This is a genomic window from Bradyrhizobium sp. I71, assembly GCF_022354745.1.
Classification (GTDB): domain Bacteria; phylum Pseudomonadota; class Alphaproteobacteria; order Rhizobiales; family Xanthobacteraceae; genus Bradyrhizobium; species Bradyrhizobium liaoningense.
Genome location: NZ_CP059398.1, coordinates 4,785,359 through 4,809,819, shown reverse-complemented (window position 1 = coordinate 4,809,819; position 24,461 = coordinate 4,785,359). Strand labels below are relative to the sequence as shown.

The window sequence follows — 24,461 nt, the reverse complement described above, 5'->3', positions numbered from 1 at the left end:
ATTGACGGCGCGCCGTCGCACCCCTAACGCAAGGCGGGCAGCGCCGGTTCCTCCATCGGAACCGCTTGGCCGGGATCTTCGAATAGCATGGACGATTGGATCGATTATTACGACTCGACGCATACGATCTATGTCAGCAAGCTGCATCGCGACCTGCACTTCCAGATCATTGCGCGGGACATCATCGGCTACATCCCCTCGCCGGATGCGACGGTGCTGGACTATGCCTGTGGGGAAGCGCTGTCGGCGAGCGAGGTGGCGGCCGCCTGCGGCAAGCTGATCCTGGCCGAGCCCGCGCCGGGCGTGCGTGGGCGGCTGATCGCGCGGTTTGCCCCGAACACCAAGATCCACGTCCGCTCGCTCGATGACATCCGCAAGATGCAGGACCAGTCGATCGACCTCGTGGTGATGAACTCGGTCGCGCAATACATGACGCCGGAGGAGCTCGATGCCGCCCTCCTCAACATCCGCCGCATCCTGAAGCCCTCCGGCAAGCTGGTGCTCGGCGACATTCTCCAGCCCAATGTCGGCATGGGCAGGGACGTGATGGCGCTGCTCGGCTTCGCCCTGCGCCATGGCTTCCTGAAGGACGCGCTGATCGGGCTGATCAGCACCGCGCTGTCGGATTATCGCCAGCTGCGCTCGCGCATCGGGCTCCAGCGCTACAGCGAGGACGAGATCACCGCCAAGCTGAAGGCGGCCGGATTCGCGGTCCAGCGCGCCCACGGCAATATCGGCCACAATCGCTGGCGCATGACCTTCATCGCCCGGCCGCCTCTGGTTCGTTAAGCATAAGAAACAGCCGTGGTAGCTTGTCGCACGCCGATCGGGAATAATCCTGATGGCCCGGTGGCGGAAGTGTCTACGCGGGGGCGGTGCATCGCTCTTCATCCTGGTTCAAATCCAGGCCGGGTCTCCACGCTTCGCCCCTGCGGGGTTACGCGTGGCGCAGCCACGCAAGGGCGAAGCGTGTCCGGCGTAGCTGGAGCGGAGCGAAAGCGAAGACGACTGCCCGCCCAAACCTCAATCCGCCTTGATCACATCGCATCCGGGCAGCAATTGCAGCCGGTCCGCATCCCTGGCTGCGGAGCTGATCACGGCGTCAAGCAGGCCCGGGAAACGCGCGTCCAGATCCTCGCGGCGCAGGCGCATGAACCGGTTGGTTCCCGCCACGCGCGTCTGCATCAGCCCGCATTCGCGCAGCTTGGCGAAGTGATAGGCGAGGTTGGACTTGCCGCCCAGCCCGCTGAAATCGCCACAGCAGAGCTCGCTGCTGACACGTTCTTGCTGGGCGAGCTGGTAGACGATGGCGAGCCGGATCGGATCGCTCAGGCAATCCAGCACCATCGGCAGCTCGATCTGCTCCCGGGTCGGATGAAGAGGTGCACGGCTCATCTCCCGATCATAGCGAAGCAGCCATTATGTTCAATAGTTCTTGAACCAATTGACTCCTGAACCGCGATACCGAATAGTTCAATAAACGTTGAACATGGGACTTTCCCAATGAGCGTGTTCTGGCTGGCCCTCGCAGCCTTTGCGATCGGCACTGAAGGCTTTGTCATTGCGGGGCTTTTGCCGGCAATCGCCACCGACCTTTCGATTTCGGTCTCGGCCGCGGGTCAATTGGTCACCGCCTACGCCCTCACCTATGCCGTGGGCTCGCCAATCCTCGCGGTGGCGCTGAACAACATCGACCGCCGCACCGTGCTGGCCCTGGCGCTGGCGACCTTCATCGCCGGCAACCTCGCGGCGATGGTCGCATCCAGCTACGTCCTGCTGCTGGCCTCGCGGATGCTGATGGCATTGGGCTCGGGGCTGTGCATGCCGACGGCAATGGCTGTGTCCGTGGCGGTCGCCGCGCCTGAGCGCCGCGGCCGCGCCGTGGCGCTGGTCACCTCGGGGATGACGGTCGCGACCGTGATCGGCGTTCCCCTCGGCAATCTCGTCGGCAGCCTGCTCGGTTGGCGCGCGACCTTTGCCATGGTCGCCTTGATCGGCGCGGTCGCGCTCGCCGGCCTGCTGCTCGGCCTGCCCAAAGGCTTGCCCCGCAATACGGCTTCGCTGAGCGAACGGCTGGCGGTGGCGCGCCACAGCCACGTTCTGGTCGCGCTCCTGATCACCATGTTGTGGGCCCTGGGCGGCTTCACCGTGTTCACCTATTTCGCGGTCCCGCTGCGCGGGCTCGGCTTCGATGCCTCGCAAATCAGCCTCGCTCTGCTGGTGTTCGGCGGAGCGGCCGCGATCGGAAACATGCTTGGCGGCGTCCTCGCCGATCGGCTCGGCACGCTCGCCACCGCAGGCCTCGGGCTCGCCGGCATGGCGGGTGCCCTGATCCTGCATTCGCTGGTCCTGAAGCTGATGCCGGGACAGGCGCATTACGCGGTGCTGGGCGCGATCTTCCTCTGGGGCCTCTCGGGATGGGCGTTCTATCCGGCCCAGCTCGCCAGCATCATCCGGATCGAGCCGCAGGCGTCGATGATTGCGCTCTCGCTCAACGCCTCGTCGATGTATCTCGGCTTCGCCATCGGCGGAGCGCTGGGCGGCGCGGTGCTGGCGACCCTCTCATCGACCGACCTCGGCTGGATCGGCGGAACGAGCGTTGCGGCCTCGCTGCTGGTGCACCTCGCCCGTGGCTGGCAGGCCCGGCCAAAACCCGTCAAAATTGCCGGTTGATGGGCATTTTTCGGGGTTTCGCCGCCCCTAAAACTGGTCTAAGACCCACCCGCGCGCGAGGGAGACCACCGCGCTCTCGGCCAAAGGGACGCGCAGCAGCGCGCCCTTTTTTTGTGCCCAAATTCCACTTCGGCGAGAGTTGATGCCCAAACGTACAGACATCACCACCATCCTGATCATCGGCGCCGGTCCCATCGTGATCGGCCAGGCCTGCGAGTTCGACTATTCGGGCACGCAGGCGGTGAAGACGCTGAAGGAAGAGGGCTACCGCATCGTCCTCGTCAATTCCAACCCGGCCACCATCATGACCGATCCGGAATTGGCCGATGCGACCTATATCGAGCCGATCACGCCCGAGATCGTCGCCAAGATCATCGAGAAGGAACGTCACGTCATTCCCGGCGGCTTCGCGCTGCTGCCGACCATGGGCGGACAGACCGCGCTGAACTGCGCGCTGTCGCTGCGCCGCCAGGGCACACTGGAGAAGTTCGACGTCGAGATGATCGGCGCCACCGCCGACGCGATCGACAAGGCCGAAGACCGCCAGCTGTTCCGCAACGCCATGGAGAAGATCGGGCTGCAGACGCCGAAGTCGCGGCTCGCCAACGCGTCCGAGCTGAAGAAGTCGTTCCGCGACAAACACCAGGCCGAACGCGAGAAGCTGTCGGGCGCGGCGCTCGAAGAGCTCGACCGGCAATGGACTCTCGGCGAAGGCGACCGGCGCAAGCGCTATCAGGAATATGCGCTCGGACAGGCGATGATGGCGCTGTCCGAGATCGGCCTGCCCGCGATCATCCGCCCCTCCTTCACCATGGGCGGCACCGGCGGCGGCATCGCCTACAACAAGGAAGAGTTCCTCGACATCATCGAACGCGGTCTCGATGCGTCTCCCACCAACGAAGTGCTGATCGAAGAATCCGTGCTCGGCTGGAAAGAGTACGAGATGGAGGTCGTGCGCGACAAGAACGACAATTGCATCATCGTCTGCTCGATCGAGAACCTCGATCCGATGGGCGTCCACACCGGCGATTCCATCACGGTGGCGCCGGCGTTGACGCTGACCGACAAGGAATACCAGATCATGCGCGACGCCTCGCTGGCGGTGCTGCGCGAGATCGGCGTCGAGACCGGCGGCTCCAACGTGCAGTTCGGCGTCAATCCCGAGGACGGCCGCATGGTCGTCATCGAGATGAATCCGCGCGTGTCGCGCTCCTCCGCGCTGGCCTCTAAGGCCACCGGTTTTCCGATCGCCAAGGTCGCCGCCAAGCTCGCCGTCGGCTACACCCTGGACGAGATCGCCAACGACATCACCGGCGGTGCCACGCCGGCCTCGTTCGAGCCGACCATCGACTACGTCGTCACCAAGGTGCCGCGCTTCGCCTTCGAGAAATTCCCGGGCGCCTCGACCACGCTGACCACGTCGATGAAGTCGGTCGGCGAAGTCATGGCGATCGGGCGCACCTTCCAGGAAAGCCTGCAAAAGGCACTGCGCGGGCTTGAGACCGGGTTGACCGGCCTCGACGAGATCGAGATCGAGGGCCTCGGCCGCGACGACGACAAGAACGCGATCCGCGCCGCGCTCGGCACGCCGACGCCGAACCGGCTGCTCCAGGTCGCCCAGGCCATGCGGCTCGGCTGGTCGAACGAGGACATCTTCAAGTCCTGCAAGATCGATCCCTGGTTCCTCGGCGAGATGCGCGGCATCGTCGACATGGAGGAGAAGGTCAGGAAGAACGGCCTGCCGGGCAACGCCTTCGGCATGCGTACGCTCAAGGCCATGGGCTTCTCCGATGCACGCCTCGCCGTGCTCGCCGAGACGACGGAAGCGGAGGTGACGGCGAAGCGGCACGCGCTCGGCATTCGCCCCGTCTACAAGCGCATCGACACCTGCGCGGCCGAATTCGCCTCCCCCACCGCCTACATGTATTCGACCTATGAGGCGCCGTTTGCAGGCGCGCCGGCGGACGAAAGCACGCCGTCCGACAAGAAGAAGGTCATCATTCTCGGTGGCGGTCCAAACCGCATCGGCCAGGGCATCGAGTTCGACTATTGCTGTTGTCACGCCTGCTTCGCGCTGCATGACGCCGGCTACGAATCCATCATGGTCAACTGCAATCCGGAGACGGTGTCGACCGACTACGACACCGCCGACCGGCTCTATTTCGAGCCGCTCACCGCCGAGGACGTGCTGGAGATCATCGCGAAGGAGCGCAGCAAGGGCACGCTGCACGGCGTGATCGTGCAGTTCGGCGGCCAGACGCCGCTGAAGCTGGCGCGCGCGCTGGAGGCTGCCGAAGTGCCGATCCTCGGCACCTCGCCGGACGCCATCGACCTTGCGGAGGACCGCGACCGCTTCAAGCGCGTGCTCGACAAGCTTCGTCTCAAGCAGCCGAAGAACGGCATCGCCTATTCGGTCGAACAGGCGAGGCTCGTCTCCGCCGACCTCGGCCTGCCGCTGGTGGTCCGCCCGTCCTACGTGCTCGGCGGCCGCGCCATGCAGATCATCCGCGAGGAGAACCAGCTCAACGACTACCTGCTCGGCACGTTGCCGGAGCTGGTGCCGGCCGACGTCAAGGCGCGCTACCCGAACGACAAGACCGGGCAGATCAACACCGTGCTCGGCAAGAACCCGCTGCTGTTCGACCGCTATCTGTCGGACGCGACCGAGATCGACGTCGACTGCCTCTGCGACGGCAAGGACACGTTCATCGTCGGTATCATGGAGCACATCGAGGAAGCCGGCATCCATTCCGGCGACAGCGCCTGCTCGCTGCCGCCGCACTCGCTCGATGCGAAGATGATCGAGGAGCTGGAGCGGCAGACCCGCGAGCTCGCGCTCGGCCTCGACGTCATCGGCCTGATGAACGTGCAATATGCCATCAAGGACGGCGATATCTACGTGCTCGAGGTCAATCCGCGCGCTTCGCGCACGGTGCCGTTCGTCGCCAAGGTGGTCGGCACGCCGGTCGCCAAGATCGCCGCGCGCATCATGGCGGGCGAGAAGCTCGCCGATTTCAAGCTGAAGAAGGCCAGGCTCAAGCACGTCGGCGTCAAGGAATCGGTCTTCCCGTTCGCGCGCTTCCCCGGCGTCGACACGGTGCTCGGTCCCGAGATGCGCTCGACCGGCGAGGTCATGGGCATCGACCGTTCGTTTGCGGTGGCCTTCGCCAAGAGCCAGCTCGGCGGCGGCACGCGGGTGCCGCGCAAGGGCACGGTGTTCGTGTCGGTGCGCGAAAGCGACAAGACGCGCATCGCCGAGGCCGTTCGCGAATTGCACTCGCTCGGCTTCAAGGTGCTGGCGACCTCGGGCACCCAGCGCTTCCTGACCGACCAGGGCATCCCGACCGAAAAGGTAAACAAGGTGCTGGAGGGGCGGCCGCACATCGTCGACGCCATCACCAACGGGGACGTCCAGCTCGTCTTCAACACCACCGAAGGCCCGCAGGCCCTGGCCGACAGCCGTTCGCTGCGGCGCGCGGCCCTCTTGCATAAAGTGCCGTATTACACCACTCTTTCCGGGGCCGTGGCGGCCGCGCAGGGCATCCGCGCCTATTTGGGCGGGGACCTTGAGGTTCGTACCCTGCAGAGCTACTTTTCGGAAACCTGATCGCTAGCTCCGGCGAAGCCGCGGCTAAGTGATTGGCGATGAAGCCACAATGGCCGGAGGAACTGTCCGGCCAGGTGGTGGTTCTGTTCCGGCGCTAAAAGCCCATATCTGTCAACGTCCGGCAGTCCCTGCGTTGGGCTCCGGAAACACTGACGAATCAAGGTTGCGGCGCCCATCCGCGTTTGGGGCGCACGATCGAAGGACGAGAGAGACGATGGAAAAGGTTCCGATGACCCAGGCCGGCTTTGTCGCGCTCGGGGAAGAATTGAAGCAGCGCCAGTCCGTGGATCGTCCGCGGATCATCGAGCATATCGCGGAGGCGCGCTCGCACGGAGACCTGTCGGAAAACGCGGAATATCATGCCGCGAAGGAAGAGCAGTCCCACAATGAAGGCCGCATCGCCGAGCTCGAGGACAAGCTCGCGCGCGCCGACATCATCGACATTTCCAAGCTCTCCGGCGACACCATCAAGTTCGGCGCCACCGTGACGCTGGTCGACGAGGACACCGAGAAGAAGACGGTGTGGCAGATCGTCGGCGAGGTCGAGGCCGACGCCAAGAAGGGCCGCATCTCCATCACCTCGCCGCTCGCGCGCGCGTTGATTGGCAAGAAGAAGGGATCGACCGTCGAAGTCAATGCACCCGGCGGCGCCAAGGCGTATGAGATCACCAAGGTGGAGTGGCGGTAAGGATTTGCCGCTGCATGTGACGTTTGAAGAAGGCCGCGCGATCTGCGCGGCCTTCTTGTTTCGGGGTGAGCGCTTGCGCGAGTGGAGCGCGCGCTCTCACCGCGTCATTGCGAGCGTAGCAGGAGCAGCGAGCATCACTCCATCACCGTCACCCTGAGGTGCTCGCCTCTTCGGCGAGCCTCGAAGGGCGACGGCCCGGCTGCTGCTGCATCTCGGCCGTGCATCCTTCGAGGCTCGCCATGGGACGCGTTGCATCCCATGCCTCACACCTCAGGATGACGGGACTGACAGCGCCGCTACGCCGGCCCCTACCTTCTTCCCTTCACATCCAGCGGCACGGCCGCCTCGTACTTCGAATTGTGCAGCACCAGCGAGGTCCGCACGTTGCGGACATGTGGCGCGGCAGTCAGGTGCGTGACGAAATCCTGGAAGGTCGCCATGTCGGGCGCGACGCATTTCAGGATGAAATCGACCTCGCCCGACAGCATCCAGCATTCCCGCACCAGGGGCTCGGCGCGGACGAAATCCTCGAAAGCGCGCAAATCCGCCTCGGCCTGGCTGGACAGGTGCACGGCCGCGAACACGGTGACGTCGAAGCCGAGTTTGCGGGCATCGAGCAGGCCCCGATAGCCGTGGATGTAGCCCTCCTCCTCCAGCGCCCGGACACGGCGCAGGCAGGGGGGCGGCGAGATGCCGACGCGCTTGGCCAGCTCGACATTCGTGATTCGACCGTCGGCCTGAATCTCGGTGAGAATCTTCAGGTCGATCTCGTCTAGGTTCCGCGACACGTGATTGGAACTCCTGCCCTTTGCAGCGGTATTGGATGGTTTGTCGAAATCCTCATAGCCCAGTCGGCACGGGCAGCGCAATTTTATTGCGCGTGCAACGCAATCGACTTTTGTTCCCTGTTGGAAAAATCCGCCGAGAGGGAATGCAATTCTTGCATAGCTCACCAGAAGGCTTAGATTAGCTCTGATATTTCAGCGCCTCCGCGAGGCCTCCCGGCACCTTCCGCGCCCGCGCTGCAGATCCCCCGTGAAAGGCGTCCGTCGAAATGTCCGCTCCTGTTCATGCAAAGGTCGTCATTGTCGGCTCCGGCCCTGCTGGCTACACGGCGGCAATCTATGCCGCGCGGGCGATGCTCGAGCCGATCCTGATCCAGGGCATCCAGCCCGGCGGCCAGCTCACCATCACCACCGACGTCGAGAATTATCCGGGCTTCGCCGACGTGATCCAGGGCCCCTGGCTCATGGAGCAGATGGAGAAGCAGGCGGTCCATGTCGGCACCAGGATCGTCACCGACCTGGTCACCAAGCTGGAGACGGCGCAGCGGCCGTTCCGCCTCACCTGCGACAGCGGCGATGTCTATCTCGCCGACACCGTGATCCTCGCCACAGGCGCGCAAGCGCGCTGGCTCGGGCTGCCGTCCGAAGCCAAGTTCCAGGGCGGCGGCGTGTCGGCCTGCGCCACCTGCGACGGCTTCTTCTACCGGGGCAAGGACGTGATCGTGGTCGGCGGCGGCAACACCGCGGTCGAGGAGGCCCTGTACCTCACCAACCATGCCTCGCAGGTCACCATCGTGCATCGTCGCGATCACTTCCGCGCCGAGCGCATCCTGCAGGAGCGCCTGTTCAACCACCCGAAGATCAAGGTGATCTGGGACTCGGCCGTGGACGAGATCTGCGGCACCGAGAATCCGAACAAGGTCACCCATGTCCGGCTCAAGAACGTCAAGACCGGCGCGCTCACGGACGTGAAGGCAGACGGCGTCTTCATCGCCATCGGCCACGCGCCGGCGACGGAGCTCGTCAAGGACCAGGTCAAGCTGAAACCGTCGGGCTATGTCGAGGTCGCCCCGAACTCGACCGCCACCTCGGTGCCCGGCCTGTTCGCCGCCGGCGACGTCGCCGACGAGACCTTTCGCCAGGCCGTGACGGCCGCAGGCCTCGGCTGCATGGCCGCACTCGAAGCCGAACGTTTCTTGGCCCTTCGCGCCAGCGAGCGCGCGGCAGCGGAATAACATCATGCCTCGAACACGCGACGGATTTACGGATATGGATTGGGACAAGCTGAAGGTGTTTCACGCGGCGGCGGAAGCGGGCAGCTTCACGCATGCGGGCGAGCAGCTCGGCCTGTCGCAATCGGCGGTCTCGCGCCAGGTCTCGGCGCTGGAGCAGGAGCTTTCGGTCTCGCTGTTCCACCGCCACGCCCGCGGCCTGATCCTCACCGAGCAGGGCGACCTGCTCTTCCGCACCGCGCATGACGTGTTCATGCAGTTGCAGGCGGCGCGCGCCAAGCTGACCGACAGCCGCGAGCGGCCGAGCGGTGATCTCAAGATCACCACCACGCCCGGCGTCGGCATCAACTGGCTGATCCCGCGGCTCGGCGAGTTCACCGCGCTCTATCCGGAGATCCGCATCTCGCTGATCGTCACCGACGAGGAGCTCGATCTGTCGATGCGCGAGGCCGACGTCGCGATCCGCACCCGCAAGCCGACGCAGCCGGACCTGATCCAGCGCAAGCTGTTCGCGATGGGCTTCCACGCCTATTGCTCGCCGGAATACATCAAGCGCTTCGGCACGCCGCGCACGCTGGAGGAGCTCGACTCCCACCGCATCATCACGCTCAGCGACGGCAGCTTCGCGCCGCATCTTCAGAACCGCAATTGGCTGATCGAAGCCGGGCGCAACGGCTCCGGCCCGCGCGAAGCCTATTTCAAGGTCAACAACATCCTCGGTCTCGTGCGCGCCTGTCAGCAAGGCCTCGGCATCGCCGCGCTGCCGGACTATCTCGTCGAGGAACAGAACAAACTCGTGCAGCTGTTCGGCGAGTCGGATTCGATCCAGCTCGACACCTACTTCGTCTATCCCGAGGAGTTGAAGACGGTCGCGCGCGTGCAGGTGTTCCGCGACTTCGTGGTGAGCAAGGCGCAGCGCTGGCCGTCCTGATTTCCGCATGACTGACATGCGGCCTCGGCTGTTGCTGCATGACACTGGCCAAGCCCATAATGTTTGCACGCTGAGCCTTCGCGTTGCGCATTTGTCCCCCTCCTCCAGTGGCGCGGGAGTTCAGTAATCCCTCTTGGAAGGTGATTGTGTCGGCCTCACGTGGCCAATACCTAAGCCGGGCCTTCGGGTCCGGCTTTTTTTCGTCTGCAAGAGCTTTCGCCCTCCGCGTGTATTGACAGTTCCAGGCATACCCCGCATCATTTGCAGATGATCACGAAGTCGTGCGCAGCCAATTCGAAAAAAGGCCCCCATTCGGGGACCTCGGATTTCTGCGCGCACTAGCTGACTTCGTCATCGCTGCAAATCCCGAAAACCCCGCCGCCTGGACGGGGTTTTTTCATGTGCCCTCCGTCTCAGGTTTCCCGAGAAGGAGATGGAACATGACCGGACTTGAAGATCACTTGCACGGGCTGTGGCTGCCGCTGGTGACGCCGTTTCAGGGCGGCGCGCTCGACGAGAGATCGCTGCGGCGGCTGACGCGGCACTACGGCGCGGGAGCCGTCGACGGCTTTATCCTGGGGGCGACCTCCGGTGAAGGCATGACGCTGCGCGAGGCCGAGCTCGAACGTCTCGTCGCCGTGGTGCGCGACGAGATAGCGGCCGGCGGCCTCACCATGCCGATCTGCCTCGGGCTCTCGGGCGCCGACACCGCGCGGCTGAAGGAGCGCCTCGACGAAACCGCGGACTGGCCGATCGACGGTTACCTGATCGCGAGCCCCTATTACGTGCGGCCGTCGCAGCGCGGCCTGCTGGCGCATTTCGAGGCGCTCGCCGATCACGCGGCATGGCCGATTGTGCTCTACAACATCCCCTATCGCACCGCCGTGAACATCACCAACCAGACGCTGCTGCGGCTTGCCGAGCACAGGAACATCGTCGGGCTGAAGGATTGCGGTGCGAGCCGCGAGCAGTCGATCGCGCTGCTGCGCGACCGTCCGAAGGCATTCCGCGTGCTCACCGGCGAGGATGCCAACTATTTCGAGGCGCTCAGCGACGGCGCCGACGGCGGCATCGTGCTGTCGGCGCATGTCGAGACCGCGACCTTTGCAGCCGTCCATGCCGAGCTGAAGCGCGGCAATCATGATGCTGCGCTGGCGCGCTGGAACGAGGTCGCCGAGCTGACGCGGCTATTGTTCTCCGAGCCGAGCCCCGCGCCGGCGAAGTACTGGCTGTGGCGCAGCGGCCTGATCGACAGCCCCGAAGTGCGCCTGCCGATGGTCGAAGTGAGCAGCGAGCTCGCAGCGGCGATCGATCGCGAGATCGAGCGACGGACGAAGGTCGCGGCGTAGCGGCTTCGCTTACCCTCCCCTGGAGTGGGGTGGGGTGACGGTCTCTCCACATCGAACACTGCTCGAGCTGAGAGATCACCCCACCCCGCTCGCGCTACGCGCGATCGACCCTCCCCCTCCAAGCAGGGCAATCGCATTTGAATATTGCAGAGGTCGTCATGCCCGGGCTTGTCCCGGGCATCCACGTTCTTTGTGCTGCGTGGAAAGGCGTGGATGGCCGGGACAAGCCCGGCCATGACGCTGTGGAAACAGTCGGTACCCATAGCCACGTCTCATATGCGATAGCCCTGCCCTCCAGGGGAGGGTAAGAGCACCGCCCCGTGGTTAACCGCTCCTCAATCGCCTTCGCTCCCGCCGCATCGCGCATCCACGGCTCGTTTACGCAATCGCGCCTATCCTCCGGGACCTACAGAGGGGGAATGACCATGGGGCATCGCATCCGGCCGACGGCCGCGCGACAATTCGCGCCGGCCGATCTCTTGCAGGGAATTCTGGTGGTGTCGTCGTTCGGGTTCTGGGCGGTGATGCTCGGCCTGATGCCGGTGCTGCTGTTTCGCCTCTGGCTGGTCGGCTGACGGACGCGCGCGCGGGATGGTTAACCCGCGGTAGCACCTGTGTTCAAAAAGCAGGGGCAGCTGCGATCCGGATCTTAAAACATCCCCGCTACCACTGACGCCCATAAGCGAAGAAATCGCGGAGGCGTTTGTGAATAGTCAGAATGAAATGGCGTCGCATTACGACGCCGGACAGCAGGGCTTTACCACCGAGGACATTCTCTGGGCCGCCGGCATCTGGTCGGTGATCCTGACCCTGTCGCCGGTCATCGTGTTCTACATGCTGATGGTGGCGTAACTCGTCTTCACCGGTGCAAAAACGCAAAACGCGCGGCTCGTCCGCGCGTTTGTCGTCCGGGGAATGAACAATGAAAATTAAGCTGCCTGCTTGTGCATTGCGCCGGAAGCCGACGCCGTGCCGCGAATAGCCTTGACCGAACGCTCGATCGCCGCCCACAGCCTTGCGATCTCCTGGGCTGCACGGCTCTCGGCCTGATACTCGCGCGCACCCTCGCCGTGGCTCAGCGCCATCAGCAGGTCCGAACGATTGGTGATCTGGCCGCCCCACACCGGAGCACGGAATTTGGCCAGCGCTTCGCGGGCGATGGTGACGATCGGGCTTTCGGATTCGTCGCGCTTGGCCGGCGCACCGTTGAGCACGACCGCGTAGGGCTTGCGCGCGGCGCGGCACATCTGGATGGTTTCCTGCACCGCGTTGACGTCGAACACGCCCGGACGGGCGGGGATCACCACCATGGTTGCGTTCTTGATCGCGTCGTCGACGACGGCCGACAGGTTCGGCGGCGTGTCGATCAACACCCATTCATAGCCGTCACGCTTGGCAGCGGAGACGATGCCGCTGACGGAGTTCACGGCAGCCTTGATCGGCGGTTCGTTGGTGCCACGCAGCTTGTGCCACAGCGTGAGCGAGCCCTGCGGATCCGCATCCACGAGCATGACCTGCTTGCTCGCCTTGATCTGCGCGGCGAGATGTGCAGCCAGGGTACTCTTGCCCGAGCCGCCCTTACGCGATGCAAAAACAATAACGTTCATACCTTCGGCCTCCAGATTGACCCCAGGCCGCGAAAATGAATCAGCGCGCTGATTCGGGAAAGAAAAATTTATCAGGGGTTGCGTTACGGCCACGAAATAACAAGGCGTGTTGGCTTTTGAGTCACACTGCATCGCCGAACGGAGACGCGGACCCAAGCGAAACACCGCTCGCCCGGGCATTTGTGCGTTATTTGAGCAACAAGCGGGACAACGCAACCTTGCCGCGCAAACCTGCGGGCGCCTCTTTTCCGTCCCCGGGGGCTGTCATGGCCGCAAGCCTCGCGCGACGGCGCGTGAACAAAAGGAGTCCAGTGGCTGTCGCCAAGCCGACGTCCGCGCTCAGCCTTCGCTGGATTTCTTTCTGGCCACCTTCGGCGCCGGCTTGGTGGTCTTCTTCGCAGCCTTGGGCGCGATGTTGGTCGGCTTGCCGGCGCGGACCTCGCCCGGCTCGGGGCCGGAGCGGAAGAACACCCGGCATTGCGGCGAGAGCTGCGCCTTCTTCTTGATCATGCAGGCGGTGATGGCATCGACGTTCGGAACGAACTCGCTGCACAGCCGCATCGCATCCGGCGAGCAGGCCTGCTGCTCCTCCTGGGTGTAGGCGAAGCCGGCGCGCGGCAGGGCCAGGACGGCGAGGGCAAGCGAGAGGCTTGCAGCGGCCAATGATTTCTTGAAGCGAAATGCCGGCATTGATGTCCCCACGTGATGTGTCCTTGGGAATAGTGGGTGAACGGCGGTGCGTTGGCAACGAGGGCAGATGCGAAAGCCGCAACGTGTGCGGTCTCGGCAACAGGGCGGTCAGCCTGCCGTCTTCTCCGCTGTCATCCCCGCCTTGTGCGCAAGTGCGCACTGGGGCGGGGATCCAGTATTCCAGAGACGCCTGCTGTTCCCAGAGGGGCCGCGCCGTACTGGATCCCCGCCTGCGCGGGGATGACAGTTGTGGGTGGGGAAGCGCTGAACACAAAAACCGCGAAAACAACCCCATGCACAGTAGCCAAGTGACGGCAATCCCTCGTTATTTTTCTCCTTAGGATTTAACGAAGTCGAATTTGACTTGTCGGGCAAAACAGGGGCATGATGGCATCGTCAAAAAGATGCGCGTGGGGTGGTCGGCCTGTCTCCTGCGCCGGTCAAAAGCGTTGGCGGGAGTGGAGGCGATCGCATGGAGGGGAATGAGGCGGAATTGCCGCTGGCGGGCGTGACGGTGGTCTCGCTCGAGCAGGCGATCGCGGCGCCGCTGGCCAGCCGCCACCTGGCGGACTGGGGCGCGCGGGTCATCAAGATCGAGCGGCCGGGCGCGGGCGATTTCTGCCGGGACTACGATCACGTCATGAACGGCATGTCGAGCCAGTTCGTCTGGACCAACCGTTCCAAGGAGAGCCTCGCCATCGACCTCAAGAGCGAGGGCGGCCGCAAGGTGCTCGACGCCCTGCTGCCGCGCGCCGATGTGTTCATCCAGAACCTCGCGCCCGGCGCGGCGGAGCGGCTCGGCCTCGATGCGGCATCGCTGGTGCGAAGATTTCCGCGCCTCATCGCGTGCGACGTGTCGGGCTATGGCACCGGCGGCCCCTACGGCAACAAGAAGGCCTACGATCTCCTGGTGCAGTGCGAGGCCGGCGTCCTCGCCATCAACGGCACCGAGGCGGAGCCCGCCAAGGTCGGGCTCTCGGTGGTCGACATCGCCACCGGCATGTACATCCTCAACGGCGTGCTGATGGCGCTGTACGCCCGCGAGCGGACCGGCAAGGGCACGGCCTTCCAGGCCTCGCTGTTCGATTCCATCACGGACTGGATGAGCTATCCCGCGTTCTACACTGAGAGCACGGGCCGGCCGCTGCCGCGCACCGGCGCGAAGCATGCGACGATCGCACCTTACGGACCGTTTCGCGTGGGCGACGGCAACACCATCTTCTTCGGCATCCAGAACGACCGGGAATGGCGGTCGCTGTGCCGCATCGTGCTTGGCGATGCCGGCTTTGCCGACGACCTGCGCTTCCGCACCAATCCGCTGCGCATGCAGAACCGCGACGACCTGCAGGCGCATATCGAGCAGCGCTTTGCCTCCATGACCAGCGAAGAGGTGCTGCGGCTGCTGGACGAAGCCGCGATCGCCAACGCGCATCTGAACTCGGTCGAGGCCTTCCTGCAGCATGAGCAGCTTCATGCACGCTCGCGGGTGCAGAGCGTGGGATCGCCGAGAGGCCCGGTGATGAGCTTCCTGCCGGCGCTCACCATTCCAGGCGTGAGCCCGCGGATGGACCCGGTGCCCGATGTCGGCGAGCACAATGAGTCCATCCTCCGTGAACTCGGGCTGGCCAAGGAGACGTGACGATGGTCTCGCTGCGACCGAGCCGGGCCTATCTGGCCGTTCCCGCGCATCGCTCCCGTCTCGTCGCCAAGGCCGCGGCTTCAGTGGCGGACGCGGTATTCATGGATCTCGAGGACGCCGTGCCGCCTGCCGAGAAGGCTGTTGCGCTGGAGGAAGCGGTGCGGTCGCTGTCATCGCTCGATTGGGGCAGCAAGCGCGTCGCAGTCAGGCTCAATGCCGTCGACAGCCCGTTCATCGCAGAAGAGATCCGCACGCTGGCGACCCTGCCGCGGCTGGATGCGGTGATCGTGCCAAAGGCGGAGCGCGCAAGCGACATCGTCGCCATCGCCGATCGCTTGCGCGCGGCCGCGCCGGATCGCGCCGCACCTGTTACGCTCGAACTTCTGATCGAGACCGCGCTCGGCCTCGTCAATGTCGACGCGCTCGCCGCCGGACACCAAAGCGTGGCCGCGCTGCATCTCGGCGTCGGCGATCTCGCGGCCTCGCTCGGCGCCCGCACCTCCGACGTCGGCATCTCGCCGGACGGCTACCGCCACGTGGGATCGGCGCAGAGCGGCTACGCCTCCGCGCCGCTCGACCTGTTCGCCTATCCCATGATGCGCCTGCTGGTGGCCGCGCGCGCCTTCGGCCTGCGCGCCATCGACGGCCCCTGCGGCGCGTTCCGCGATGCCAGGCTGACTGAGGCCAGCGCGCAAAAGGCCGCGGCGATGGGGTTCGACGGCAAGCAGGTCATCCATCCTGACCAGATCGAACCGACGCTGCGCGCCTTCACGCCATCGGCCGAGGAGCTGGCCCAGGCGCGGCGGGTCGTCGAGGCGATGGAGCAAGCCGAGGCGCAGGGTCAGGGCGCGGTGACGCTGGACGGCAAGATGATCGACTATGCCAATGTGCGGATGGCGCGCAGGATTATTGGGTTGGGGTCGTAGGGATTCGTGGAGGTCGCATGCGCTCCAGCGCATCCTTCGAGACGCCCGCCTTTGGCGGGCCCTCAGGATGAGGACGAAATGCGCAACAGCAGTTTCGGCGAGCCCTGATGCTGCTTCGCCTTATCCTGAGGAGACCGCTGAAAGCGGTCGTCTCGAAGGATGAGGCGTGCGCTCAGCCGACCCCGGAAGATCCAGATCCTCACGTGACGATGCCGTGATCGATTTGGTGCAGCATCTCCTCGACCACGCGCGCGCCCTCCTCCGTTGCGAGGTAAGCCAACGGCGTTTCACCACCGAGCGCTTGCTTGGGCTTACGCAGCCAGCGATACGCCTTTGCAGGATCGCCGAACACATTTGTAGCGAGACAGTCGACCCGCGCCAGCCACGCTGCCTTTTCGATCATTTCGTTTGTCAAACGACCAGCCTCCGAGGCATCCAACCAAGCGGAAGATAGACATATCTTCAGGTGCCTTCAACGCACTCCGACAATCGGGATGTTGGCCTGCGAGACTTCGCGTACTGTTCACGGGAGTGCCCTATCGACGCGATCCAGGTGCGCGCTCAAGCTCGCGGCAATACCGGCAGCCGCATTCGTGCTGGCAAGATTGCTCGACCTGCCACCGATTGCCGCCGGTGTCGTCGTGCTGTTCGCGGCGATGCCGACGGGCGCGAACGCCTACATCTTCGCGGTGCAATATCAGCGGCTAGTGAACCCGGTGTCGGGCGCGGTGGCGCTGGGGACGCTGATGGCAGCGGTGACGTTGCCGGTGGTGGTGTGAGTGGTGGCGCGGTGAGGTGAGGCTTTACGGTCGACGCCGCTCGGCCTCGCCCGAATTGCCAATCAGCGCAGGCCCAGGAACGAGAGCACCACACCAATCACGACGACAAGTCCGACCAGATAGATAATTCCGTTCATAGCTCAGCTCCTCAGCGTTGTTCGTCCTGCCTCGGCTACAAACACGCAGGGTCATCAAAAGGTTCGCCGGTGCTGGCCGCCGTTTTCTGCCAAAGCCGGGGAACGAAAACGAACGATCCTGTTTCGTGGTGCGCTGAGCACCTGCACCATGGGTCTTATGCTTTTGCCTTTGCACGCAAAGGTCGCTAGGCTGCCCTGATACGTGTTGCAGGGAGGGTAACATGGGACAACGCGAAGACATGCTCGCGCTGGTCAGGAGCGCTTACGCCGCACGCGACAACGATGACGCCGAGGGTTTGGTGGCAGCTTTTCATCCCGACGGTCTGTTCAGCTTGAAGGGCGACAAGAACGCGCTCGGATTGACGGGGAGCGTGCACGGACACCCGAACCTTCGTGGTATCTTTAGTCAATTGATTGAAGACTTCCGCTTCGAAGGACGCGAGATCCTGGCTGAGTTGGTCGACGGGGATCGTGTCGCCATCCATTCCCGCGTAGACGTTCGATACGGTCCCACGGGGCAAACTACGCGGACCGAGATCCTCGATCTGTTCAAAATTCAGGATGGCAAGATCGTCGAGCTGATCGAGTTTGCGGACACCGCGCAGGTCAAAGCCATGATTTCCTGCGCACGATGAGATTGGATCTTCATCGCGCTTGAAGCGGGCGAGAAGCTCGGCATCCTCGTGACATGCGCGCTCAAGCTGCGGGCGATGCTGGTGGCCGCGTTCGGGCTGGCAAAACTGCTCGACCTGCCGCCGCTAGCTGCCGGCGCCGTCGTGCTGTTCGCGGCGATGCCTACTGGCGCGAACTCCTACAAGTATCAGCGGCTGGTGAACCCGGTTGTCGGGTGCGAAGGCGCTGGGGACGCTGCTGGCGGCGACGACGTTGCCAGTGGTGCTGTGGGTGGTGGCGGGAGGGACGTAGCGCCGCGCCGACACAAACTCGGCTGCTGGGTTTACGGTGCTCGGCATGACCAATCGAAGGCGAGCATTTTGACTTTAGCCTAGGCAGCCCAGTCCATGATCGCGTCGATGAAGGTCTGAGCCTGGCGGATCGCGTCGAGCCTCGTCGCACAGACACCGACCGACACTGTTCGGCCCTTTCCGACAGTCCACTTCCAACCAGCCGGGTAGCTCATTTCAACGATCGAGAAGCTTACGCCGCGATGTTCCACGGAGAACCTCCGCTAACATGTTGCTGTGTCTGAAAAGGCTACTCCAAACGGCGAATTTGTCCAGCCGAACGCAGGCCCACAATTCGCTCGCGCGGCTTGGATATAAGCGTCTAGGAGAGCGCATGGAGACTTATTGCGGTGGTGGTGTTGATGGTGGCGGGAGGAAGTAGGGGCGCCTGACGATTGCCGACCCCGCTATTCAACACGTTGGCCCGCGCGCCAGGCCATCTCCCAGAAGTCTGCCTCGAGGCGGGTGGCTTCCTTGAAGATCGCAATCAGCTCGGCCTCGCGGGCCGGCGTGGCGTAGAGATCGGCGAGCTGCTCCATATGCGCTAGAGCCTTGGCAGCGACCTCCTGGTACGCCACGCCGGCGTACTCGGCGATCCAGACGCGATAGGCGTTGCTCGCCGCGTCGGCATCGGGGCGCGAAGCGAGCCGCGTTGCGATTTCCGCGTACCCGATCACGCAAGGCGCAAGCGCCACCTTGAGCGCCAGCAGATCGCCGCGCATTCCCGCATCTAACACGTAGCGCGTATAGGCCAGCATCTCGGCCGCCGGAGGGGCTTGTTCAAGGTCGCTCGGGGATAGACCCCATTCGGCACAGAGCTTCACGTGCAGATTCATCTCGACATCAAGGATGGCCGAAAGGCCGGCCGCGGCTTCACGCATGTCGGCAAGTCTGGGCGACTTGTAGACCGCGAGCGCGTAGGCGCGCGCAAACTCGATGAGGAACAAATAGTCCTGAACGAGGTAGTGACGAAACGCCGCTTCGGGGAGCGAGCCGTCTGCCAATCCGTTCGTGAAGGGATGCTCGGTATAAGCCCGCCACTCAACGGATGCTTCTGTCTTGAGACGCTCGAAGAAACTCACGATGTTTTTCGCCTAGCTTGCTTGTCCATGAACATCCGTGGCTCGCTACCGATAGCGCATTGCGAACCGAGGAGCTACGGTGACCGCGCACAGAGCTAAACGTTAATTACGGTGACAGTGCTGTCACCGTAATTATTGGTTTGATCCTACGACCTTGGAGGCGAGGCTGGTCGCGGCTGTTGATGCGTTGCCGAACGCCTTCGCGCTCTCGGCAGCGGAGAGGCAGGAGACGCTGGCCGGCATCGAAGCTGAGCTGCTGCAAAGTGAAAGGGAAGAGGAAAGCCTGATCACACTCAGTGAGGCGGCGGACTCGACGATCATGCGCCGCGTCAATGCCGATGCACCGCTCCGATGCCTGCCATCAAATCCGATTTCGTCGCACCGCCGGTGATTTCCGCAAGGTTTTTCGCCCCATTGCGGCCTTGCCAAACCGGGCCGTTGCACCTAGTTTCCGCCCCGTCCAGCCCCCTCGGCACCGGCCCTCTCGAAGGGCGTCCCAAGGCGCGGCTCGCCAGGATGCAGTTGTAGCTCAGTTGGTTAGAGCGCCTGTCTGTGGAACAGGAGGTCGGTGGTTCGAGCCCACCCAACTGTACCAGCTTGAAATCTCAGCAAGAAACGCCACATCTAGAGTGTCATTCTGACCTGCTCGGCTTTGCCTTAGCAAATGTGTGCCGGCAAAACCGGCTCGCGCGGAGCCGGGCCGGCAGGGGGTGCCCGCCGACCCGTCGATGTCGCTCCCGAAGAGTTAGACGATGGGCACCGGGTAGGCCTTCGCGAAGCGGCGCCCGTGAACGATATGGTTTACGGTGCCGACGTTCAGGCCGATAGCAATGGCCGCGGTAGTCTGCGACCAGCCCATCACCCGCACCGCCCAGAGGACGTTGCAGGCTTTCTGGAAGTTGCAGGGGTGGTGGTTGTTAGAATGCATCTGTGAAGTCCTTTCACCATAGGGTGTTTTCGAGGACTCCCGGCCTTGAAAAGGCTTGGCCGACATGCGAATCTATTCGGTGCAAGTGCCGCATATCGAGCTTTCTCCGGCCAGGAGATAGTTTTGCGGTCCTACTGAGCGGCTCAGGTGTTGCAAGCGCCTGAGCCGTTTCACTTTCCGAGGTGGACCACGTCCCCGGAAAGCTTCTCTTCGTCGATCATGCGCCCTCCTTGAAGATGTCGCGCTCTGCCGGCAGCGGCTTGTCCTTGATCCACCATCCGACGCCCTTAATGGAAACCAAGCGGCCGCTCTGACCCAGGACGGCGCTCAAGGTGGAGCGCGGTTCCTTGGACTTGAAGGTGATGCCCTTCTTGTCGAGCTCATTGAAGATGGTGCCGAGGGGGACAGGCCGGCCCGCGCTCTGGATCATTCCTTCGGCAATAGAAATTGAGGCCTTTGTGATGCTCACGCTCGGATCGATGGGGCGTTCCCAAGGAAGCGCCTGCCGCTGTGGTGCAGTCGCCGCCGGCGCCGCAACCGCGGGCGACGTCGTCGCTTCGACGACCTGCAAGTTGTATTTCGCCGTCAGCCGCTCAAGCTGTTCCAAATCCTTATCAATCTCGGCAGCCTGGCGCTGGGCTTGCTCAAGAATCTGGGCCTTGCGCTCGGCCAGCACCTTCCTTGGGTCAGCCATAGGTACTCTCCGTATAGACTCGCTATCCCAAGTGTATAGGGGCGCTCCCAAGTTCCCGTCAAGGATCATAGGGCTCGTTCCCCTTATATTCACAGGCCCAAGATGAGGCTTTGGCTGGCCTCGGTTGCTCCGCGCCCTATTGGGAGCGTCAACCTCGTCGCTATGGAGGACCAAAAAAAGCATCAGCCTTCGCTCTCTCCCTTTGCCTCCAACAAGTCGGCTTCCTGTTCGTCGATGGGGTACTTGGACAGCGCGTATCTTTGCTTAAGCGCAAGATCGGCTAGCATCGTCTTGTATTCGGGGGCCAAGTCTAGAAATTGGGCTTTCGCCCATTCGCTCCGCTGCACAATGAAAACGCTGGCTACGAAATCGCAGCGAGCCCAAAGATACTCAACAAAGGCTGCCTTCAGCTTATCGAGAGATTCGTGCTGGCGGTCGTCGCATTGTGCTTTGATGTGGTCGAATGCGTTCTCGATGTCGCCGGATACTCGTTGAACGGCTTCTTCCATGCCCTCATCGTCCTTCACCGAGGCATACTTGGGACTCAATAGGACGTCGCCATATTGCTTCTCGAATTGTGACGTCAGCCACAGCGCGTCTTCGACGCACTCAAGAGGATCGTCTTCGTTCTCATCAGGCAAACCAAGAACGTCTGTTTCATGAATAAATTTGTGACGCGCATCGAAGACGCGCTCTAGGCGGTCAAGCTTCGCTGCATACTCCTTGTTCAGGACGGTGTCGCCGTTTGTTCCAATATTCACAAAGTCCCAAGGGAAATCATGCGGCTTGCCAAGAAGCACTGAAAAGAAGTGGCTTGCCCTTTCTCGATAGGCCGCCAGCGTCGAGACGGAAATGTTTGCAGCGACGATATCCGCCAGACCGAACGTTTTGCTGGTCGCTGATACTAAAGTGTCGGTGTCCACCTGAATGTCTTTATAGAGCGCTCGTAGCATGTCCGGGAAATCGTCAAATGCTTCCGCCGCGGCTGCATAAAAGTACTTGATGTGGCTTTCGAGGCAGGTGCATATCCCGACGAGAAGGTACTTGCGGTACGACGCCGGCGCGTTCGCATAGTCTTCTTTGAGTCGCCAAAGACGTTCTTCCGCAACCCCGGCCGCATCGTGATAGCTAGCGCCACCTCTCCGTTTCGCAAATTCAGCTATCCGTTGTTGTGAGGCGAGGCGCTTCGGTGCTTTTGACATCAACAGGTCTTGCTCTCTCAAGTAGACGGTTCTTTAGCTTCGGTTGAGGCCGTCGCGCTCGTCGGAGGTGTCGGCGGTGGGGGTGGAGCGGCAATTACTGGAAAGGGCTCCACAATATCCTTGGCGCCGATATCCAATGCTCGCTCTAGCAGAGCGTTGAATGCCGCTTCTGTGAGTCCTGGCGTCTTCTTTTGTTGATGCATCCGAATGATGTGGTGCGGATTCCAAATCAACACGTGGCTGATGTCACCCGATTTGCCGGGCTTAATGTCTATGAAGTTCAGCTCCTTGAGCAGCAGCATGCGCGTTCGCCAAGTGTAGACAGCGCGCTGGCCGGTAAACCCAGCAGCATGGGCCATCTCATGGGGTTTCGATAGATTCACCATCGAGTTGTCCCACGTGTCGCACCAGAGGGCGAGATAAGTCGAAGAAAGCGGTTTTCCGTTGCTCAGGTCGTCCATGATCCTGAGGATGAGAGGCATTGTCTTTGGGATCGTGGCAAAGCCCTTGTTGGCTTTGCGATGCCAGAGCCAGGGGTCCGCCCCCGGCCACAATGCTTCGCGCTGGGCGAGCTGCTTCGCGACGATAGCCTTGCCTGCGGCAACTGTGGACGGGATGGCCATTCGAAAGACTTTCAGATTGAGGAGGGAAGCGGGACCGGGGTGGAGACCGGCCCCTAAGTGAGGTTCCCTCGGCATCGAGTTTGGACCCCGGTGCTTGAAGGCAAACTTACAGTAAATATCAATAAAATCAATGACTTAGATGTTTACTGGTTGGAGGTGAGTTGCAGTCGATTGCATTTCATATAATCGAAAATTCACGAGCCAGCGTAACTCAAGGTATCGAGTTTAGTCAAACATTTCGAGCGACTCCCGAAAAAGGAAGCCTTTTCAGAGCCTTAGGGAGACGTGCCCTATACTCAATGTGCTACTGTGCTGTATCGTGCTAAATTGTGCTCGATGTGCTCGCAGCGAACCAGGCACCCGCCTGGCCCTGCGAAACTGGAAACTTCAAGCGAGCCGCCGCTGGAAAGCCGGACAGGGGAAGCGGCTGGCTCGCTTGCCCCTGCCGCGCCCGGAAGTGAGAAGAGGCCGCAGGGAGTCGGGGGTTCTTTCATGAACATGGTCACTCCACCGACTTGACCATGGTCAGAGCGGGCCGATCCGCTCCGAGAGACGACCTCCCGAGACGACGGCTTATCGGGAGGGTATTCGCTTAAGCCGCCTTCACCCGCTGGACCTTGCTCCTCTCCGTGCCGGCGAACTGGACGCCGAGCACCGCTCGAGCGCCGTCTCTGCCGGCTTACGGGGCATTCCAGGGCGGAGAGAGCCGTCACCCTCGCCCCGCGAGGCTTCGCATCGCCTGGCGCCGGAGTCTCCCGCATCCGCCTTCAGGGCTTCAGCGGGACGAGCGCGGAAGCGGCAAAGAAAAACCCGGGCATTTCGGCCCGGGTTTCGTTGGTTTAATCCTGCCTCACCGCTCAGGCGGCGGACGGATAGTACTTCGAGGCACTGGCCTTGATCGGCTCGGCGGTCTCGGCGGCGACGCGCTGGGAGAGCTCGACCAGCTCCTTGGCCTGCGACTGCAGGGTCTCGAACTGCTTGCGGGTGTGGCCGGTCCACAGCTCCAGCGCTTCGGCCGGCGACTTCAGGCCGAACAGCTGCTGGGCGAAGTCGAGCTGGGCGCTGGTGTTGGCCTTCATGAACTCGACCAGCTTGGCGGTGTATTCGCTCGCGCCCTTGGAGGCGCAGGTGAAGACGGCTTCGACGGTGCCGTTGTGGGTCTCGGCGGCGTCCTTGAACTTGGCGTAGTTCTCGCGGGCCTGCGACACGCCCTTTTCGGCGAACGCACGCATCTGCTCGGGAACCTCGAACGGAATGATCGAGGCAGAAAACGGATCAGTCGCACCTGTCATGGTTGTCCCTCACGCTAATGGAAAAATCGAGTGAGCCTTCTGGCGCGCCCGCCGGCCCCGATCGCGGGCCCTCACCTTCAGCGGGTACGAAAGACTGGAAACGCGGAACGAATGAGATGGCTCGCCCAGCGCCCAGCACTATGACTGCCTATCATGTCAACATTGTGCATCGCAACGCGCCACAAGGGTGCGCTGCGAAATTTAATCTAGGTCAGGGTGAGGTTCCGGGTCGGGGGAACCGGGGGTTGAGGTAGTCGGGTGTGTTGGGCAGGTGGCTCTTCACCTCTTCCGCTTGCTTGCGGGAGAGGTCGGATCGCACAAGCGATCCGGGTGAGGGCTCTTTTCTCTGGGGGAGTCTTCGCTGTCGAGACACCCTCTCCCCAACCCTCCCCCGCAAGCGGGGGGAGGGAGCGCACCTTCGTCGGAGCTCTCAGCGAATCTCACTCGTCAGGCCGGCCTGACCCGCTGCTCTTCGAATCCCTTGGATGCAACGGCGCTTCGGCTTGCGGGGTCGGCACCATTAAGGTTATCGCCGCTTGGGGCGCCGTTTCGGGCTGGCGGCCGTGGACCTGCCCGCGCCTCTCGGGCGATAACTCTTTCTTAAGGCTGCCATTCCGGCAGCCGCCACCTGATGC

At 63.0% G+C, this 24,461-nt stretch carries 27 protein-coding genes and 1 tRNA gene; 16 read left to right on the top strand and 12 right to left on the bottom strand.

Annotated features, from left to right (window positions below; all coding sequences use genetic code 11):
- Positions 1-87 precede the first annotated feature (87 nt).
- A complete protein-coding gene (locus FJV43_RS23240) occupies positions 88-789 on the top strand; it encodes a class I SAM-dependent methyltransferase (RefSeq protein WP_239621390.1) in 702 nt (233 codons plus the stop codon).
- Between the two features lie 234 nt (positions 790-1,023).
- Here the strand turns inward: FJV43_RS23240 and FJV43_RS23235 are convergent, their stop codons facing one another.
- Positions 1,024-1,395 (bottom strand): helix-turn-helix transcriptional regulator, encoded by a 372-nt coding sequence (locus FJV43_RS23235; protein WP_239621389.1) that lies wholly within the window; start codon positions 1,393-1,395, stop codon positions 1,024-1,026.
- A 108-nt stretch (positions 1,396-1,503) separates the two neighbouring features.
- Here FJV43_RS23235 and FJV43_RS23230 point away from each other — a divergent pair, with 108 nt between their 5' ends.
- The 3 genes from FJV43_RS23230 to greA all read left to right on the top strand — a co-directional run bounded on the left by FJV43_RS23230 (position 1,504) and on the right by greA (position 6,968).
- On the top strand, positions 1,504-2,673 hold the full coding sequence (locus tag FJV43_RS23230) for an MFS transporter (RefSeq protein ID WP_239621387.1): 1,170 nt from the start codon (positions 1,504-1,506) through the stop codon (positions 2,671-2,673).
- 142 nt (positions 2,674-2,815) lie between these two features.
- Positions 2,816-6,280 (top strand): carbamoyl-phosphate synthase large subunit, encoded by a 3,465-nt coding sequence (carB, locus tag FJV43_RS23225; protein ID WP_239621386.1) that lies wholly within the window; start codon positions 2,816-2,818, stop codon positions 6,278-6,280.
- A 214-nt stretch (positions 6,281-6,494) separates the two neighbouring features.
- A complete protein-coding gene (gene greA, locus FJV43_RS23220) occupies positions 6,495-6,968 on the top strand; it encodes a transcription elongation factor GreA (protein ID WP_035710309.1) in 474 nt (157 codons plus the stop codon).
- A 308-nt stretch (positions 6,969-7,276) separates the two neighbouring features.
- Here the strand turns inward: greA and FJV43_RS23215 are convergent, their stop codons facing one another.
- Positions 7,277-7,756 carry an Lrp/AsnC family transcriptional regulator gene (locus FJV43_RS23215; protein WP_028178740.1) on the bottom strand — a complete coding sequence of 160 codons (480 nt, stop codon included), beginning with the start codon at positions 7,754-7,756 and terminating at the stop codon, positions 7,277-7,279.
- A gap of 266 nt (positions 7,757-8,022) precedes the next feature.
- On the opposite strand from FJV43_RS23215, the gene trxB reads away from it, so the two are divergent.
- From trxB to FJV43_RS23190, 5 genes are all read left to right on the top strand, one after another.
- The gene (gene trxB / locus FJV43_RS23210) at positions 8,023-8,988 is read left to right on the top strand and encodes a thioredoxin-disulfide reductase (protein WP_239621379.1); all 966 of its coding nucleotides are present in this window, start codon (positions 8,023-8,025) and stop codon (positions 8,986-8,988) included.
- 4 nt (positions 8,989-8,992) lie between these two features.
- Positions 8,993-9,916, top strand: coding sequence for a LysR family transcriptional regulator (locus tag FJV43_RS23205; RefSeq protein WP_028178742.1), 924 nt, complete (start codon positions 8,993-8,995; stop codon positions 9,914-9,916).
- A 440-nt stretch (positions 9,917-10,356) separates the two neighbouring features.
- A complete protein-coding gene (locus FJV43_RS23200) occupies positions 10,357-11,265 on the top strand; it encodes a 4-hydroxy-tetrahydrodipicolinate synthase (protein WP_239621374.1) in 909 nt (302 codons plus the stop codon).
- A 425-nt stretch (positions 11,266-11,690) separates the two neighbouring features.
- Positions 11,691-11,840 carry a hypothetical protein gene (locus tag FJV43_RS23195; RefSeq protein WP_165935876.1) on the top strand — a complete coding sequence of 50 codons (150 nt, stop codon included), beginning with the start codon at positions 11,691-11,693 and terminating at the stop codon, positions 11,838-11,840.
- 130 nt (positions 11,841-11,970) lie between these two features.
- Positions 11,971-12,117, top strand: a complete 147-nt coding sequence (locus tag FJV43_RS23190) for a hypothetical protein (RefSeq protein WP_162131096.1) — start codon at positions 11,971-11,973, stop codon at positions 12,115-12,117.
- Between the two features lie 77 nt (positions 12,118-12,194).
- Here the strand turns inward: FJV43_RS23190 and FJV43_RS23185 are convergent, their stop codons facing one another.
- Together FJV43_RS23185 and FJV43_RS23180 are read right to left on the bottom strand one after the other, a co-directional pair.
- On the bottom strand, positions 12,195-12,872 hold the full coding sequence (locus tag FJV43_RS23185) for a ParA family protein (RefSeq protein ID WP_061880428.1): 678 nt from the start codon (positions 12,870-12,872) through the stop codon (positions 12,195-12,197).
- 339 nt (positions 12,873-13,211) lie between these two features.
- Positions 13,212-13,562 (bottom strand): hypothetical protein, encoded by a 351-nt coding sequence (locus FJV43_RS23180; protein WP_239621372.1) that lies wholly within the window; start codon positions 13,560-13,562, stop codon positions 13,212-13,214.
- A gap of 472 nt (positions 13,563-14,034) precedes the next feature.
- On the opposite strand from FJV43_RS23180, the gene FJV43_RS23175 reads away from it, so the two are divergent.
- Positions 14,035-15,201 (top strand): CaiB/BaiF CoA-transferase family protein, encoded by a 1,167-nt coding sequence (locus FJV43_RS23175; protein ID WP_239621371.1) that lies wholly within the window; start codon positions 14,035-14,037, stop codon positions 15,199-15,201.
- A gap of 2 nt (positions 15,202-15,203) precedes the next feature.
- Positions 15,204-16,127 (top strand): CoA ester lyase, encoded by a 924-nt coding sequence (locus tag FJV43_RS23170; protein WP_239621369.1) that lies wholly within the window; start codon positions 15,204-15,206, stop codon positions 16,125-16,127.
- A gap of 199 nt (positions 16,128-16,326) precedes the next feature.
- On the opposite strand, the gene FJV43_RS23165 is transcribed toward FJV43_RS23170, so the two are convergent.
- Positions 16,327-16,530 carry an MbcA/ParS/Xre antitoxin family protein gene (locus FJV43_RS23165; protein WP_239621367.1) on the bottom strand — a complete coding sequence of 68 codons (204 nt, stop codon included), beginning with the start codon at positions 16,528-16,530 and terminating at the stop codon, positions 16,327-16,329.
- Positions 16,531-16,621: 91 nt separating this feature from the next.
- Between FJV43_RS23165 and FJV43_RS23160 the strand changes: the two genes are divergently transcribed.
- The 3 genes from FJV43_RS23160 (at position 16,622) to FJV43_RS23150 (ending at position 18,050) form a co-directional block, all read left to right on the top strand.
- Positions 16,622-16,906 (top strand): AEC family transporter, encoded by a 285-nt coding sequence (locus tag FJV43_RS23160; RefSeq protein ID WP_239621362.1) that lies wholly within the window; start codon positions 16,622-16,624, stop codon positions 16,904-16,906.
- A 358-nt stretch (positions 16,907-17,264) separates the two neighbouring features.
- Positions 17,265-17,678 carry a nuclear transport factor 2 family protein gene (locus FJV43_RS23155; protein ID WP_239621360.1) on the top strand — a complete coding sequence of 138 codons (414 nt, stop codon included), beginning with the start codon at positions 17,265-17,267 and terminating at the stop codon, positions 17,676-17,678.
- A 75-nt stretch (positions 17,679-17,753) separates the two neighbouring features.
- Positions 17,754-18,050, top strand: a complete 297-nt coding sequence (locus FJV43_RS23150; protein ID WP_239621359.1) for a hypothetical protein — start codon at positions 17,754-17,756, stop codon at positions 18,048-18,050.
- Here FJV43_RS23150 and FJV43_RS37180 read toward each other — a convergent pair.
- Complete coding sequence (locus FJV43_RS37180) at positions 18,047-18,181, bottom strand: hypothetical protein (RefSeq protein WP_256456200.1); 135 nt, start codon at positions 18,179-18,181, stop codon at positions 18,047-18,049. The genes FJV43_RS23150 and FJV43_RS37180 overlap by 4 nt on opposite strands.
- Before the next feature lie 231 nt (positions 18,182-18,412).
- Positions 18,413-19,087, bottom strand: a complete 675-nt coding sequence (gene tenA / locus FJV43_RS23145) for a thiaminase II (RefSeq protein ID WP_239621357.1) — start codon at positions 19,085-19,087, stop codon at positions 18,413-18,415.
- 154 nt (positions 19,088-19,241) lie between these two features.
- Here tenA and FJV43_RS23140 point away from each other — a divergent pair, with 154 nt between their 5' ends.
- Together FJV43_RS23140 and FJV43_RS23135 are read left to right on the top strand one after the other, a co-directional pair.
- Positions 19,242-19,478, top strand: a complete 237-nt coding sequence (locus FJV43_RS23140) for a hypothetical protein (protein ID WP_239621355.1) — start codon at positions 19,242-19,244, stop codon at positions 19,476-19,478.
- A 127-nt stretch (positions 19,479-19,605) separates the two neighbouring features.
- A tRNA-His gene (locus FJV43_RS23135) sits at positions 19,606-19,682 on the top strand.
- 150 nt (positions 19,683-19,832) lie between these two features.
- Here the strand turns inward: FJV43_RS23135 and FJV43_RS23130 are convergent.
- The 5 genes from FJV43_RS23130 to FJV43_RS23110 form a co-directional block, all read right to left on the bottom strand.
- Entirely contained in the window at positions 19,833-20,081 is a 249-nt protein-coding gene (locus FJV43_RS23130) for a hypothetical protein (RefSeq protein WP_239621353.1), read from the bottom strand.
- Between the two features lie 151 nt (positions 20,082-20,232).
- Positions 20,233-20,709: a hypothetical protein gene (locus FJV43_RS23125; RefSeq protein WP_239621352.1), complete on the bottom strand. Its 477-nt coding sequence runs from the start codon at positions 20,707-20,709 to the stop codon at positions 20,233-20,235.
- A 182-nt stretch (positions 20,710-20,891) separates the two neighbouring features.
- On the bottom strand, positions 20,892-21,911 hold the full coding sequence (locus FJV43_RS23120; protein ID WP_239621350.1) for a hypothetical protein: 1,020 nt from the start codon (positions 21,909-21,911) through the stop codon (positions 20,892-20,894).
- Positions 21,912-21,928: 17 nt separating this feature from the next.
- A complete protein-coding gene (locus FJV43_RS23115) occupies positions 21,929-22,534 on the bottom strand; it encodes a hypothetical protein (protein ID WP_239621348.1) in 606 nt (201 codons plus the stop codon).
- 857 nt (positions 22,535-23,391) lie between these two features.
- Positions 23,392-23,826, bottom strand: a complete 435-nt coding sequence (locus tag FJV43_RS23110) for a phasin (protein ID WP_239621347.1) — start codon at positions 23,824-23,826, stop codon at positions 23,392-23,394.
- Positions 23,827-24,461 lie beyond the last annotated feature (635 nt).

Coding starts and splice junctions, on each gene's coding strand:
- FJV43_RS23160 (WP_239621362.1), top strand. CDS start 16,622: ATGTTGGCCTGCGAGACTTCGCGTACTGTTCACGGGAGTGCCCTATCG.
- FJV43_RS23115 (WP_239621348.1), bottom strand. CDS start 22,534: ATGGCCATCCCGTCCACAGTTGCCGCAGGCAAGGCTATCGTCGCGAAG.
- FJV43_RS23205 (WP_028178742.1), top strand. CDS start 8,993: ATGCCTCGAACACGCGACGGATTTACGGATATGGATTGGGACAAGCTG.
- FJV43_RS23240 (WP_239621390.1), top strand. CDS start 88: ATGGACGATTGGATCGATTATTACGACTCGACGCATACGATCTATGTC.
- FJV43_RS23170 (WP_239621369.1), top strand. CDS start 15,204: ATGGTCTCGCTGCGACCGAGCCGGGCCTATCTGGCCGTTCCCGCGCAT.
- FJV43_RS23230 (WP_239621387.1), top strand. CDS start 1,504: ATGAGCGTGTTCTGGCTGGCCCTCGCAGCCTTTGCGATCGGCACTGAA.
- carB (WP_239621386.1), top strand. CDS start 2,816: ATGCCCAAACGTACAGACATCACCACCATCCTGATCATCGGCGCCGGT.
- greA (WP_035710309.1), top strand. CDS start 6,495: ATGGAAAAGGTTCCGATGACCCAGGCCGGCTTTGTCGCGCTCGGGGAA.
- FJV43_RS23185 (WP_061880428.1), bottom strand. CDS start 12,872: ATGAACGTTATTGTTTTTGCATCGCGTAAGGGCGGCTCGGGCAAGAGT.
- FJV43_RS23125 (WP_239621352.1), bottom strand. CDS start 20,709: ATGGCTGACCCAAGGAAGGTGCTGGCCGAGCGCAAGGCCCAGATTCTT.
- FJV43_RS37180 (WP_256456200.1), bottom strand. CDS start 18,181: ATGAGCTACCCGGCTGGTTGGAAGTGGACTGTCGGAAAGGGCCGAACA.
- FJV43_RS23150 (WP_239621359.1), top strand. CDS start 17,754: ATGCTGGTGGCCGCGTTCGGGCTGGCAAAACTGCTCGACCTGCCGCCG.
- FJV43_RS23130 (WP_239621353.1), bottom strand. CDS start 20,081: ATGTCGGCCAAGCCTTTTCAAGGCCGGGAGTCCTCGAAAACACCCTAT.
- FJV43_RS23120 (WP_239621350.1), bottom strand. CDS start 21,911: ATGTCAAAAGCACCGAAGCGCCTCGCCTCACAACAACGGATAGCTGAA.
- FJV43_RS23110 (WP_239621347.1), bottom strand. CDS start 23,826: ATGACAGGTGCGACTGATCCGTTTTCTGCCTCGATCATTCCGTTCGAG.
- FJV43_RS23195 (WP_165935876.1), top strand. CDS start 11,691: ATGGGGCATCGCATCCGGCCGACGGCCGCGCGACAATTCGCGCCGGCC.
- FJV43_RS23200 (WP_239621374.1), top strand. CDS start 10,357: ATGACCGGACTTGAAGATCACTTGCACGGGCTGTGGCTGCCGCTGGTG.
- FJV43_RS23180 (WP_239621372.1), bottom strand. CDS start 13,562: ATGCCGGCATTTCGCTTCAAGAAATCATTGGCCGCTGCAAGCCTCTCG.
- FJV43_RS23155 (WP_239621360.1), top strand. CDS start 17,265: ATGGGACAACGCGAAGACATGCTCGCGCTGGTCAGGAGCGCTTACGCC.
- FJV43_RS23175 (WP_239621371.1), top strand. CDS start 14,035: ATGGAGGGGAATGAGGCGGAATTGCCGCTGGCGGGCGTGACGGTGGTC.
- trxB (WP_239621379.1), top strand. CDS start 8,023: ATGTCCGCTCCTGTTCATGCAAAGGTCGTCATTGTCGGCTCCGGCCCT.
- FJV43_RS23165 (WP_239621367.1), bottom strand. CDS start 16,530: ATGATCGAAAAGGCAGCGTGGCTGGCGCGGGTCGACTGTCTCGCTACA.
- FJV43_RS23235 (WP_239621389.1), bottom strand. CDS start 1,395: ATGAGCCGTGCACCTCTTCATCCGACCCGGGAGCAGATCGAGCTGCCG.